Origin of the sequence: Streptomyces sp. NBC_00690 (assembly GCF_036226685.1) — a bacterium.
Taxonomy (GTDB): Bacteria; Actinomycetota; Actinomycetes; order Streptomycetales; family Streptomycetaceae; genus Streptomyces.
The window spans coordinates 766,722-779,592 of the sequence record NZ_CP109009.1; the positions used below are offsets into that span (position 1 = coordinate 766,722).

Annotated in this window: 7 protein-coding genes and 2 pseudogenes; 8 read left to right on the plus strand and 1 reads right to left on the minus strand. The window is 69.9% G+C overall.

Going from position 1 to position 12,871, the window contains the following annotated elements; translation table 11 throughout:
* The first annotated feature begins 13 nt into the window (after positions 1 to 13).
* The 4 genes from OID54_RS03400 (at position 14) to OID54_RS03415 (ending at position 5,722) form a co-directional block, all read left to right on the plus strand.
* Complete coding sequence (locus OID54_RS03400; protein ID WP_329013654.1) at positions 14 to 1,000, plus strand: AraC family transcriptional regulator; 987 nt, start codon at positions 14 to 16, stop codon at positions 998 to 1,000.
* A 125-nt stretch (positions 1,001 to 1,125) separates the two neighbouring features.
* Positions 1,126 to 3,789 carry a bifunctional 3-(3-hydroxy-phenyl)propionate/3-hydroxycinnamic acid hydroxylase gene (locus tag OID54_RS03405; RefSeq protein WP_329013657.1) on the plus strand — a complete coding sequence of 888 codons (2,664 nt, stop codon included), beginning with the start codon at positions 1,126 to 1,128 and terminating at the stop codon, positions 3,787 to 3,789.
* 5 nt (positions 3,790 to 3,794) lie between these two features.
* Positions 3,795 to 4,661 (plus strand): dioxygenase family protein, encoded by an 867-nt coding sequence (locus tag OID54_RS03410; RefSeq protein WP_329027244.1) that lies wholly within the window; start codon positions 3,795 to 3,797, stop codon positions 4,659 to 4,661.
* 50 nt (positions 4,662 to 4,711) lie between these two features.
* The gene (locus tag OID54_RS03415; protein WP_329027246.1) at positions 4,712 to 5,722 is read left to right on the plus strand and encodes a maleylacetate reductase; all 1,011 of its coding nucleotides are present in this window, start codon (positions 4,712 to 4,714) and stop codon (positions 5,720 to 5,722) included.
* Here the strand turns inward: OID54_RS03415 and OID54_RS39130 are convergent.
* Positions 5,624 to 6,034, minus strand: a complete 411-nt coding sequence (locus tag OID54_RS39130; protein ID WP_443055515.1) for a (5-formylfuran-3-yl)methyl phosphate synthase — start codon at positions 6,032 to 6,034, stop codon at positions 5,624 to 5,626. The genes OID54_RS03415 and OID54_RS39130 overlap by 99 nt on opposite strands.
* 342 nt (positions 6,035 to 6,376) lie before the next feature.
* Between OID54_RS39130 and lexA the strand changes: the two are divergent.
* The 4 genes and pseudogenes from lexA (at position 6,377) to OID54_RS03435 (ending at position 12,505) form a co-directional block, all read left to right on the plus strand.
* Positions 6,377 to 7,024, plus strand: a pseudogene (gene lexA, locus OID54_RS03420) (transcriptional repressor LexA).
* A 505-nt stretch (positions 7,025 to 7,529) separates the two neighbouring features.
* Entirely contained in the window at positions 7,530 to 8,282 is a 753-nt protein-coding gene (locus OID54_RS03425) for a hypothetical protein (protein ID WP_329013660.1), read from the plus strand.
* 1,451 nt (positions 8,283 to 9,733) lie between these two features.
* A complete protein-coding gene (locus OID54_RS03430; protein WP_329013663.1) occupies positions 9,734 to 10,852 on the plus strand; it encodes a helix-turn-helix transcriptional regulator in 1,119 nt (372 codons plus the stop codon).
* A gap of 438 nt (positions 10,853 to 11,290) precedes the next feature.
* Positions 11,291 to 12,505: pseudogene (locus OID54_RS03435) on the plus strand (IS110 family transposase).
* Positions 12,506 to 12,871: the final 366 nt, after the last annotated feature.

Below are 12,871 nucleotides of genomic sequence, written 5' to 3' on the forward strand. Positions count from 1 at the left end.
TGGAGTTCGCCCAATGACCAGCGAGGACGTGCTGCAGCGGTACGACGTGCTCGAGTCGGCCGGGCTCGAGGAGTTCCGTGCCACGGTGGCCCGTTTCCTGACCCCCCACCGGCTCGTGCCCACGGGGCACGAGGGTGCCCACCTGCGGGGCCACGTCGCCGTCGCCCCATTGGGCCCGCTGTCGCTGGTCTACGGCTCACACAGCGGCACCGAGCTCGATGTCGCCCTCACCGAGCAGGTGGACTACTACGACGTGAACCTGTCCTGGGAGGGTCACAACAGGATCACCTGCGGTGCCGACGAGGTCATCGTGGACTCGGAGACCGCCGGGATCATCTCCCCGCGAATGCAGGTGACCATGCGGCTCAGCGACTCCTACCGTCAGCTGCACGTGCGGATCGAGCGCTACGCTCTGGAGCGCCATCTCGAGGAGCTGCTCGGCCGTCCGGTCGTGGCCCCGATCAGGTTCCACCAGACGATGGATCTGCGGGCCCCGGCGGCGGCCACGTGGGCGCGCTCGGTCCGCCTTCTCGTCGACGACCTCGAGACCCCCGACGGGCTCGCGGCGCAGCCAGCGGGCGAGACCCCGTGGACATCGTTCCTGATGACGGGGCTACTGCTCAGCCAGCCGCACAACTACACCGAGCAACTCACCCAGCGTCGCGCGGCACCGCGTCCCGGCGGGCTGCGGCGGGCGATGGACCTCATCGAGGAGGCGCCCGAGGGGGACCTCTCGGTGGAGCGGCTCGCCCTCGCTGCCGGCACGAGCCCGCGCTCGCTGCAGCGACAGTTCCGCGAGTACGTCGGCGTCGCCCCCCGCGAGTACGTGCTCCAGGTCCGGCTGGCCAGGGCCCACGACAACCTGCGGATCGTGCGCCCCGGAACGGTCACCGTGGCGGACGTGGCCCTGCGCTGGGGCTTCAGCCACATGCCCCGCTTCGCCGCGGCGTACCGCCGGCGGTACGGCGAGCTGCCGTCGGTCACACTGAACGCGTTGTGACCGCTGGCACATCGCTGTCGCGCGACGGATCCTGACGTCGCGAAGCGGATCGGCGAAGCGCTTCGTCGTACCTAGCGTCATCGCCATCACCGAGCCGAGGCGCTCTGGTCCGATGGGAGATACGCATGAACCACGACTACGACGTCGCGATCGTCGGGTACGGCCCCTCAGGTCTGATCCTCGCCGCCACCCTGGGCAAGGCCGGCCACAAAGTCGTCGTGTTCGAGCGCTGGCCCGGGCTGTACGGCCTGCCGCGGCTGACGCACATCGACGGCGAGACGGCACGGATCATCCAGGGCGCCGGCGACATCGAGCACGCGCTGCGAGACGCCTACCCGATCCCGAACTACCGCTACCTCAACGGCGACAACGAGTTGCTCATCGAGCTGGACTGGCGCGGCAGGTCCAGCGGCCACCCCGCGCACATCTCCATGTTCCAGCCCGACATCGAGGACGCCGTGGACAAGCACGTGCGGGCGACCGGCAACGTCGAGGTGAACCAGGGCTGGGCCGCAGTCAGCATCCGCCAGGACGAGAACGGCGTGCAGGTGACCGCCCGCCCGTGGTCCAAGGACCGCACCGGGCAGTGGTCCCACGCCGACGAGGAGCGCACGGTCACGGCGAAGTACCTGGTCGGTGCGGACGGCGCTGGAAGCTTCGTCCGGGCGACACTCGGCATCGAGCGCAGCGACAACGGCGTAGACGACCGCTGGCTCAACATCGACACCGAGCGACTGCGGGAGCTGCCTGAGCAGTTCATGAAGGTGACCCAGTTCTGCGATCCGCGCCGTGGTCACATGTACATGCCGATCGGCCGCAGCAGGCAACGGTTCGAGCTTGCCGTGCTCAAGGGGGAGGACCAGACCCCGTACGAGGCGGAGGCCTTCGCCTGGAAGTGGCTCGACGAGACGCACGGCCTCGGCCCCGAGGACGTGAAGATCCTGCGCCAGGTGGTCTACACCTTCCAGGGCCGCATCGCCGAGCAGTGGCGCGAGGGCCGGGTGTTCCTCGTCGGGGACGCGGCCCACACCACGCCCCCGTACATCGGTCAGGGCGCCTGCTCCGGCATGCGGGACGGCATCACCCTGGGCTGGAAGCTCGATCTGGTGCTCAGCGGCAAGGCGGACAACTCCCTGCTCGACACCTACGAGGCGGAACGCCGCCCGCACGCCACCGCGATCACCGACATCTCCACGGCGCTCGGCAAGGTCGCCAACACCCACGACCCCGTGGAGGCGGCCGCCCGTGACGAGGCATTCCGCACCGGGAACGTCCCGCCCCCACCCGCGTTCCCCACGATCGTGGCGGGCGTTGTCCACCACAACGTCGACGGCCGGGGCGCGCCCCTCGCCGGCACGCTCGCCCCCCAGGGCGTGGTGCGCAAGGACGGTGGCGAAGGGTTGTTCGACGATGTGGTGGGCCGCGGCTTCGCGCTGGTCAGCAGCCAGGACGTCCGCTCCGTCCTCGACGCCGCCCAACTGGCCTTCCTGGCCGACCTCGGTGCCACCACGGCGACCGTGGCCGCGGGCGCCAACGACTCCGTCGAGGACGTCGACGGCACCTACACCGAATTCTGGAAGACCAAGGGCGTGCAGGCGTTCATCAGCCGTCCCGACTACCACCTGTTCTGGGCCGGCCAGGTCAAGGAGCTCCCTGCCGTGGTCGACGAGCTTCGGGCGCGGCTTGCCTGGGCTGCCGCTCCGACGTCCGCGGCAGCCCCCGGCATGACCGTGCCAGCCGACTCTACGGTCGCCCCCGCCGAGGTGCTGTGGCGGGCGATGGGCCCATCCCGGCTCCTCGACTGCGGAGTGGTGCCTAGTGACGTGACCGCACTTCAGGCGCACACGGCCGGCGGGGCGCGCTGGGACGACGCGTGCGAGACCCTTGCTGACGCGCAGCTCGCCCGCGCAGCCAAGGCCGGCGAACGCGGATACCGGGTCACCACCCTCGAGGCCCTGCGCGCGGCCGCCGCCGACCTGCTCTTCGCGCAGATGGCGTTCAACTTCGACTCCGGGCGCAAGCGCGAGCTGTATGCCCGGTTCAGCGCGACGGTCGCCCGCGCCGGTGCGCTGGCGGGCTGGGAGCGGGTCCAGCTGCCCTTCGAGAACGGCTACCTGGCCGGCTGGATCGTCCGCCCGACCGGCCCGGTCCGAGGCACCGTGATCGTCTTCGGCGGTCAGAGCGGCTGGGGCGCGGCGTACCTGCGATTCGCCGACGCGCTGACCGCCCGCGGCCTGGCCACCTTCCTGGTGGAGGGGCCCGGGCAGGGCGAGCCGCGGATGGCGAGCGGGCTCATGCTCGACGGGGACGTCCGCAGTGCCTACTCGGCGTTCGTCGACCACGTGCTGGCGCAGCCGGACCTGGCCGGTCCGGTCGGGATGTGGGGCAACAGCATGGGAGGTCTCTACGCGGGGACCACCGCCGCCTCGGACCAGCGCGTGACGGCGGTGTGCATCAACGGCGCCCCGGCGCGGCCGCGGCTGCTCGGCATGCGGACCTTCGACGAGCAGGCCGCCGCGATGCTCGGCACCAACGACCCGGACGCGGTGCAGCGCAACTTCGACCGGATCGCACTGCGGCCAGGTGAGCGGATCAAGGCATCGCTGCTGGTCCTGCACGGAGGCGCCGACCCGATCGTCTCCCTGGCAGACCAGCAGCCCTTCCTCGACGCCGCCGATCCCGGCCGCGCGACCCTACGGGTCTGGGACGACGGCGAGCACGTGATCACCAACCACGCCGAGGAACGCAACGCCGTCGTCGCGGACTGGTTCTGCGAGCAGTGGAGCTGAGAATGATGGACTTCAACGCCGCCACCGCCACCCAGGCCGTGGTCGACAGCTTCGCCGACACCCCGGATCCGCGACTCAAGGAGATCCTGGGCACCGTCACACGGCACGTGCACGATGCCGTCCGAGAGCTCGCGCTGACCCAAGAGGAGTGGGAGCGGGCGATCGGCTTCCTCACCGCCGTCGGCCAGAAGTGCGACGACACACGGCAGGAGTTCGTGCTGCTCTCCGACGTCTTCGGAGTCTCCATGCTCGTGGAGACGATCAACGGAGGAGTTGAGTGCACCGAGAGCACGGTCCTCGGCCCCTTCCACATGACCGAGTCGCCCGCGCGGGAACTCGGTGACTCCATCGACCTGGTCGGCACCGGGACCCCCTGTGTCATCACCGGCACGGTGAGCGGCGCCGACGGCGCCGCGCTGCCCGGCGCAGCCATCGACGTGTGGCAGTGCGACGAGAACGGCTTCTACGACGTCCAGCAGCCCGACACGCAGCCGGCCGGCAACGGTCGCGGCCTGTTCCGGACGGACGACGAGGGCCGGTTCTGGTTCCGCACCGTGGTGCCGAGCCACTACCCGATCCCCACCGACGGACCGGTCGGCGCACTGCTGACCGCGACGCGCCGACATCCGTACCGGCCGGCCCACGTGCACGTGCTGGCCTCGGCCCCCGAGCACGAAGAGCTGGTCACGCACATGTTCGTCGCGGACAGCCCCTACCTGGACAGCGACGCCGTCTTCGCGGTCAAGGCGAGCCTCGTGGCCGACTTCGCACCATCCACCGACGCAGCCCTCGCCGCGCGCCACGGCGTCGAGGTCCCGTTCCACCACGCCCACTTCGACATCCGGCTCTGTCCGGAGAACCCCACCTCGTGAACGGAGCCGTCCCCGTGTCCCTCCCCGCCTTCGTGTACGACGCCCTGCCGATGCGCGTCGTCTTCGGCAACGGCAGCCTCAGCAGGCTGCCTGAGGAGATCGACCGCCTCGGCCTGCGCCGGGTGCTGGTCCTGTGCACACCCGAGCAGCAGGACCTCGCCGGACAAGTGGCCGAACTCGTCGGCGAGCGGGCGGCGGGCACCTTCGCGCAGGCCCGAATGCACGTGCCCGTCGAGACGGTGGCCGCCGCCGCAGCCGAGGCCGGGCGTCTCGACGCGGACGGCTATCTCGCTGTCGGCGGCGGATCCACGATCGGCCTGGGCAAGGCGCTGGCGCTGGAGTCCGGGGCTCCCGTGGTCGCGGTCCCCACCACGTACGCGGGCTCGGAGATGACGCCGATCTGGGGCCTGACCGAGAACGCGCAGAAGCGGACCGGTCGGGACCCAGCAGTGCTGCCGCGCAGCGTCGTCTACGACCCCGATCTCACCCTGACGCTCCCGCCGGCGGTCTCGGCCACCAGTGGGCTGAACGCCCTCGCGCACGCCGTCGAGGCGCTCTACGCACCGGACGGGTCGCCGGTCATCGCGGCGATGGCCGAGCAGGGCGTGCGCGACCTGGCGGCCGCGCTGCCGAAGCTCGTCGCCGACCCCCGGGACCGGGGCGCCCGCGCCGCCGCGCTCCAGGGCGCCTGGCTGTGCGGGGCCTGCCTGGGGGCCACCACGATGGGCCTGCACCACAAGCTCTGCCACGCACTGGGCGGCACCTTGAACCTGCCCCACGCCCAGACCCACGCCGTTGTGCTGCCGCACGTGGCCGCCTTCAACCTGCCAGCCGCGCCGCAGGCGGAGGCGGCGCTGTCCCGGGCCCTGGACACCGACGACCCGGCAGGCGCGCTCGCAGCCCTCGCGGACGCCGTAGGCGCACCGCGCCAGCTCTCACAGCTCGGCGTGACCGCGACCGATCTACCCCCGATCGTGGAGGCAGTCCTGGCCAACCCATACTCCAACCCCCGCCCGGTCGGCCGCGCCGACCTCAAGCAACTCCTGACAGGTGCACTCTGACGACCCTCTTCGACGACGTGGTGATCCGCACACCGGTCCGCACCCCCGTGGGGCGGATGGCCACCGCGGTGGCCAGGTCCGCGGCGGGAGGGGGGAGAGACCGCCGAAGCGCGCGTAGTCGGCGTAGCCTGCCGCCACAACGGTGACCTCGGGCCGGATCTCCTTACATGCCTGGACGATCGCACTCATGGCTTCGGCTTCCACGGCCGACGTTCGGGAACCGTGCAGGTCACCCTTCACGTAGGAGACCTCGCCCTCCTGGTGGGGAAGCGGAGCCTTGGCCCGAGGGAATCGTAGGCGCGGTACGGTCAACTGCTGCCGTCCGCCGGTGCACCGTCCGGCTCAGCGCGGTGCGGAGAAGGGGCAGGTCCAGCGCCTCCTGGGGAACGGCAACGAGCGCATCCGCGACAAGTGAGGCCCGACCGCTGTCCTGTCCACGGCGGCCAGGCCGGCGTGGTGGTGGACCGGACAGCGCCGGTCGATGCCGGGGCAACGGTCCTCAACCACAGGATGCGCCTCTTATGGCCAGTACGGTACGGATGTTCCCTTTGTCATAGTTGGCGGGATACCGTCCACCTCAGGTAGAACCCTGCCAGAGGGGGAGCAGCGTATGAGTGCCGTTGATACTGGTGCCGGCCGGGGCGGCCGCCGGGTGTGAGCGCTGATTCCCATGAACTCAGTGCGCGCCAGGTGTCGATCGTCGAGTTCATCGAGCGGGAGGCAGCCCGGCAGGGTTATCCGCCGTCCATGCGGGAGATTGGCTTGGGGGTTGATCTCAAGAGCACGTCATCGGTGGCGCATCAGCTGCTGGCTTTGGAGCGCAAGGGTGTTCTCTACCGTGACCGGCACCGGCCCCGTGCCTACCGTGTGCGTCACGGATGGGCCGACGACTTCCCTGAGGCGCCGACAGCCAGCACTCCGGAGTTGGCCCTCGTCCCCCTGGTTGGCCGGATCACCGCGGGTGCACCCATCCTCGCTGAGGAACACATCGAGGACATCCTCCCCCTGCCACGCAGCCTTGTCGGCCTAGGTGATGTGTTCCCGCTCAAAGCTGTTGGCGACAGCATGATCGATGCCGCGATCTGTGAGGGGACACTGTCGCCGTGAGGCGTCAACACAGTGCTGACCACGGGGATATCGTCGCGGCGCTCGTGGATGGCGAAGCCACCCTCAAGCGCCTACGCCGCGACAACGGCCGAGTGCCGAGTGTGGCTCACACCCCACACCCCAGCCTATGAACCAATCCCCGGCGAGAACGCGACGATCCTCGGCAAGGTTGTCGCCGTCCTCCGAACCGTTTGAAAGTCCCTTAGCTGTTTTGCCTTCACATCTTGGGCAGACCCGGAACCGTTGACGCTTCCCCCGGCCCGGCGTACCAAGACTTTCAGGCCGTGCGGCGGGCGGGCTCCCCGGTCACTTCGGAGCGGAAGAAGCAGGCGGCCGAGCTGTGGCGGGTCGGCACCGAGAACGGGCGTGAAGTCGGACGGCTCACCGGTTTGTCTCGCACAACGCTGCACGCGGCTCCCGCGGGGTGCGGCTTCGAACCGACCGAGCGGACACCGGGCAGGAAGGGGCACTCCATACCGCTCGGCAACTGCAGCGGCGCCCTCCAACTCGGTCGACCTCCCAGGTTTCGCGATCACGCCACATCACCGCAGGGACCTTTCACGGGAGCGGCGAATGCAGTCGCGGCCACAGCGCGGTTCGAGCAGTAGTGTCCCGTTCCAGGTGTACTCGTCCTTGGTCTCCTGACGGGGACGGTGCTCAGGTGCTAGAAGTGGGAGCCGATCCCAGGAAGGGCAGGGCGATGCGTTCCGAAGGTGTGCGCGCGGTGGTGTCGATCGCGTTGGTAGGTGCGGGCTCGGTGGCCGTACAGCGGTTTCGCTACCCGGGAGGCTGGGACTATGCCTTCAGCCCGCAGTACGGACCAGAGCGGCGGGTCCTGGCCCAGGCCCGTGACCGGTTCCGCAAACTGAAACAAGATCGGGAGTCGCGTCTACAGGAAGCGCAGGAAGGTGCCTTCCTCGCCCGGAGCGCGCACGAGCAGCGCCTCGCATTCGGCGAAGAGCGCCTGCGGGACCTCTTGTCACCGGTGCGAGGCGGGCTGGTGGAGGAGCTCGGTGAGATGGCCCTGTGTGAGAGGGCTCTCCTGATCGGGAACGAGGAGTTCCCGCTGGAGGGTCTCCGTGCCGATTACGAGTGGTCGCCGACGGGCAGATACCGCATCTGTGTGATGCCACGGGGCGGTGGGACTCGGCACATCTCCTTTTCCCGGGATGAGTACGCGGAGGGCGCGGTACGGGCGTTCGCCGAGCGGGTGACCACGGCCGGTGCGACCCATGCCCAGGACCTCGCGGGCCGGCACGAACGAAGCACGCGGGTCTGGGCCGACCTGGTACAAACTCGCGCGGACACCGCGGCGGTGGACGAGGCTGAGCGGCAGGTCGACGAGGTGGCCAAAGCCAACAGGCACGACCCAGAGTTGGCGGATGCCCAGAGTGATTTGGAGGAGGCACGCCATCGGTGGTATGAGCTCACGGGGCACTGGCCGGGCTCATAGTGAGCTGCCCCCTCCTCAGGTGTGCGAGAGGAGGCTGGATTTCTCGGATGACGAGGCTTCGCCCCGGGGGTCTTGGAAGCGGCTGCCGTCGAGAGTCACGCTGGACGGGCAGCGTTGGCGGTGACGGTCCTCGTGGTCTCGGAGTCCTCGGCCCGGGAGGCTGCAGGGTGGTTTTGCACCATCTGCCGCGGGACAGGGTGGTCTTGCCGTCGGGGGTGATGGTGACCTGGGAGCCGTAGACGGGCAGTTCGCCCCACGTGTTGAGGCGGTCTCGGGTGTCCTCCAGCGCATCCCACAGGCGCCGGGGTCCGTCCTGGTGGACGGTCGGCGGTTCGCGGCGTGTGGCCGCCTCGGCCCGGGCCCAGGAGCCGTCTGGGTGCGCCATCCGCATCGTCCACCCGCCACCGTCGCCTTGTCCCATGCGGTGGTTAATCCCGGGCAATTCCAACTCCAGCATGGAGCGCACATCCCAGGAGTTCTGTCCATCCAGCAGCGGGTAGCTGCTGGATGACACGGCCTCGCCATCGCCGTCCGCCGCCTCCCACACCTGGCGGGCGGGCGTGGCGTGCTCGTCGTCGCGACCGGCCTGGAAGCATGTCCGGCCGAGACGGCAAGCGGATTGGGGACAGATCGAGGCGCGGCAGGTGGCTGATGCGTGGCGACGGATCGAGTCGTGGCTGGCCGAGCACGCTCCGGCTTCTTTCGCTTCGCTGAGGGCCGGAGCGTCTGAGGAGAAGACTGCCGCGTTGGAAGATGCCATCGGCGTTTGTGTGTCTGCTGGGTTGAGGGCGCTGTGGCGGGCGCGCGCTGGTGTGGAAGGCGCGGGTTGTGCGGTGTTCATGCTGGGGAATTGGGCGTTGATGGGGCTTGATGCGGTGGAGGGCGTGTACCGAAGGCGCATGGGGTTTCAGCGGGACCCGACCACGCCGCATCCTTCGCCGCCTTCCAACCCGACCCCGCCGACCGGCCGGACAGCCCCGCCCTCAACGGCCACGCGCTGGTGGGCCGACTGATGGACCACGGAGTCGTCGACGACATTCTGACCACCCTCGCCGCACCCCCGAGTCCCAGCCCTCCGCCGGCGCGGCTGCGGCCCCGGGAGTGCTGCAGCCGCCGTGGGGTGCAGTTGCAGCCGTTCCCGGTCGAGCCGTGGGTCAGCCGGTGGTCAATGTGGTCAAGCGCGGTCAATGTGATCGGGGAGGGTAGCGGTCGCGGCTCGCCCGCGAGCGCTTCGGTCGGAGTGGCCGCGCTGGCGACCGACCGAGACCCCGTTTGCGGATGCCCGGCTACCCGATGTTCAGCAACTCCGCTGGTCGTAGCCAAGGGTGATGACCGATCAAGCAATTTGTTTGCCAGCCAGCGTCAGGACCGACCTTCTCAGCCGGTGGCGACCGGCGACATCCCAGGATTACGGGGGGAGGGCACGCCAACCTCAGTTCTATGGTTAGGAGATGACCTCATTCCGTGACAGGGGCCGCCGCATGCTGGGAGAGATCGACGATCTGGCGGCAGCGAAGTTCCCTCTGGAACAGTTCTTCCGGCAGCTCCTCACCGTCCTCAGGCCCGCTCTCGGGTGTGAAGCGGGCTGCCTGCACGGGGCCGATCCGGTCACCGGCTTCCTGACCTCCACCGTTGCCGAGGGCCTGCAGCCGACCGCCTTCGAGCACGCCATCTGGTTGGAGATGTGGTCCGAAGACACCACTCGGTTCGTCGACATCCGGGCCGCCGGCCGCATCGTGGAGACCGTCCACCGCGCCACCGGTGGCCGCCCTGAACGCAGCGTGCGCTACCGGGAGTTGCTCGCCGAATACGGGCACGGCGACGAGCTGCGGATGAACTTCGATGTCGGCGGCGGGTTATGGGGAGCCGCCGCAATGATGCGCGAGGCCGGATCGGCGCCCTTCGGCGCGAGCGAGCAGAGACTGGCCGAACGGGCCGCCCGGGCTGTGGCCGCCGCCCTGCGCGACTATGCGCGGCCCACCGCGGGCATCCCTGACGGGCAGGACCTCCGAGCGGACCCGCAGCACGGACCGTACTGGATCGGGGTCGCCGTCATCGGCCCCACCGGTCGGCTCACCTCCGCGGACTCCGGGGCCCGGCAACTGTTCGAGGAGCTCTCCGAGACGCAGTACCGCCCCGCCGGAGTACCGACCGCACTGGTCTACCTCTCCGAGCGAGCCCGCACCCACGCGACCTCCGGGAAGGCGGGTTCCCACGCCTGGACCCGGCTGCGCCGCCCCAACGGTCAGTGGCTCTCCGTCCATGCCTCGCTGCTCGACGAGTGCCCGCGGGGCAGCGTCGCCCTGGTCGCCCAGCCCGCGAGCCCGGTCGAGGTCATCCCGCTGTCCCTGCTGGCCCACCGGTTCTCCCCCCGCGAGCAGGATGTGGTCCTTCAGGCAGTACGGGGTTTGAGCACCAGGGACATAGCCCAGCGGCTCTTCCTGAGCCCGGCCACCGTCCAGGACCACCTGAAGTCGGCCTTCACCAAGACCGGCGTACGCAGCCGCCGCGAACTCGTCGCACTCCTCGCGGCCCCGTACAACGCCGGACTCGGCCGCCCCCCGGCCTGACGCCCCGCCCGACCATCCCCGCCCCAGCTCTACCCACCTCACCCCGAAACCCGGCACGAGCCCGGACAGCACGAAAGCCCCGGGCCGTTGAACTGGGGCTGTGCCGAGGAACGGTCTACAACAGGTTGTCTCCGTACAGCAGGGAAGAGGTCGTCGATCCCTCCCCCGTTACCTTTTTCGTGGCCCTGCAATGGGGCGCCTGGCCTCCGAACCCGGTATGGCTGTGTGCCCCCTGTCGAAGTGGATGACCTCGGGGGTGTTGCCGCCGGGCTTCGAGGCACCGCTTGACCGCTGATGAGGGGCCTGACGACCACCTGGCCCGGCACAACGCCGGATCTGTTCAACGGGTGGGGATGTCCGCGTAACGTGGTTGCCGGCGTGTGGTGCCGCGGGGACGGCCAGGAGTTGAGCAGAGCGAGAGGCGAGAGGCACGCGCACATGGTCGACACCACCGCGATAGATCTCTTCCTCGGCCTGGACCTGGGCAAGGAGTTCCACCACGCCCATGGCCGCACCGGGGACGGCAGAACCGTGCACGACAAACGGCTACCGAACACCGAGCGGAAACTGCTGGAACTGTTCAACAGGCCGGTGGAGAAGTTCGGCACCCTGCTGGTGGTCGTGGACCAGGTCGCCAACATCGGCGCTCTGCCACTGACGGTGGCCCGTGCGGCGGGCTGCCGGGTCGCCTGTCTGCCCGGACTGTCGATGCGGCGGGCCGCCGACCTCTACCCTGGCGAGGCCGAGACCGATGCCCGCGACGCCTTCGTGATCGCCGAGACGGCCCGCACGATGCCGCACACCTTGCATGCATCGACCGGGACGAGGAGATACTGGCCGCGCTGACCATGCCCACCGGCTACGACAACGACCTCACAGGGGAGGTCAACCGCACCGCCGACCGGCTGCGCGGCCTGCTCTCCCAGATCCACCCCTCCCTGGAACGTGTTCTGGGCAAGCGCCTGGCCTACCCCTACATCCAGGCACTCCTGACCCGGCACGGCTCTCCCGCGAAGATCAGGAAGCTGGGGCGGGCCAGGGCGAGGCCCTACTCAAGGCGCACGGCTCGCGCAAGGCCCATCACCTCACCAGCGAGATCTTCGAGGCGCTGGACGAGCAGACCCTCGTCGTCCCGGCCACCGAAACCTCCGCGCTGATCATTCCGGGGCTGGCCGCCCAGCTCGGCGCCGCCCATGCCCAGCGCCGGCAGGCCGAGCAGGAGATCGCCGCCCTGCTGGAGAGACCCTCCCTCTCTTCCGCCTCCTGACGTCGCCGCCCGGCATGGGCGTCAGGACTTCCGCCGCCGTGATCGTGGCGATCGGAGACGGCACCACCTTCCCCACCGCCGGACACCTGGCCTCCTACTCCGGGCTGGCTCCGGCCACCAAGTCCTCGGGCACCTCGATCCGCGGTGAGCACGCACCCCACCGGGGCAACCGGCTCATCAAACGGGCCCTGTTCCAAGCCGCGTTCGCCGCGATCGGCTGCAAGAGCGACCCGTCTTCCCGGATCTACTACGACCACCAGCGCGCCCGCGGCAAGACCCACACCCAGGCCGTGCTCCGCCTCGCCCGGCAACGGGTCAACGTCATCCACGCGATGATCCGCACCGGCAGTTACTACGAACCCCGCACCCTCGCCCTCGCGGCCTGACAACCCGCCCACCCTGCCTGCTCCAGCGCACCGCACCCGACCCGCCGGGAACCCCGACGAATCCACCCCACCGGGGTTGACGAAACAGATAGGGGCACCCCCCGCAAACCTGGGATGTCACCGGTCGCCGCCGAATGGGAAAGTCTGTCCCGGTGCCACCACCCCTGCAACGGGGTCCGCCGCCCCGCACCCATGACACCTCCCCGGCAGAGGAGTTCCCGCCCCATGCCACGTGCCCCTCACCCCGGAGTCCCCGCCGACCGGCCAGACCCCCGCCCGTCCTGCCGCACCGCCGACGGGGCCCGGCCACCCGAGGGTGACCGGGCCACTCGTACGGGAGCCCTCGCGCCGTGCCCCAAGGGCTCC

What these genes read in the sequence shown, in the direction of transcription:
- OID54_RS03425 (WP_329013660.1), top strand. Translation starts at nt 7,530, where the DNA reads ATGCGTTCCGAAGGTGTGCGCGCGGTGGTGTCGATCGCGTTGGTAGGT.
- OID54_RS03400 (WP_329013654.1), top strand. Translation starts at nt 14, where the DNA reads ATGACCAGCGAGGACGTGCTGCAGCGGTACGACGTGCTCGAGTCGGCC.
- OID54_RS03430 (WP_329013663.1), top strand. Translation starts at nt 9,734, where the DNA reads ATGACCTCATTCCGTGACAGGGGCCGCCGCATGCTGGGAGAGATCGAC.
- OID54_RS03410 (WP_329027244.1), top strand. Translation starts at nt 3,795, where the DNA reads ATGGACTTCAACGCCGCCACCGCCACCCAGGCCGTGGTCGACAGCTTC.
- OID54_RS03405 (WP_329013657.1), top strand. Translation starts at nt 1,126, where the DNA reads ATGAACCACGACTACGACGTCGCGATCGTCGGGTACGGCCCCTCAGGT.
- OID54_RS03415 (WP_329027246.1), top strand. Translation starts at nt 4,712, where the DNA reads ATGCGCGTCGTCTTCGGCAACGGCAGCCTCAGCAGGCTGCCTGAGGAG.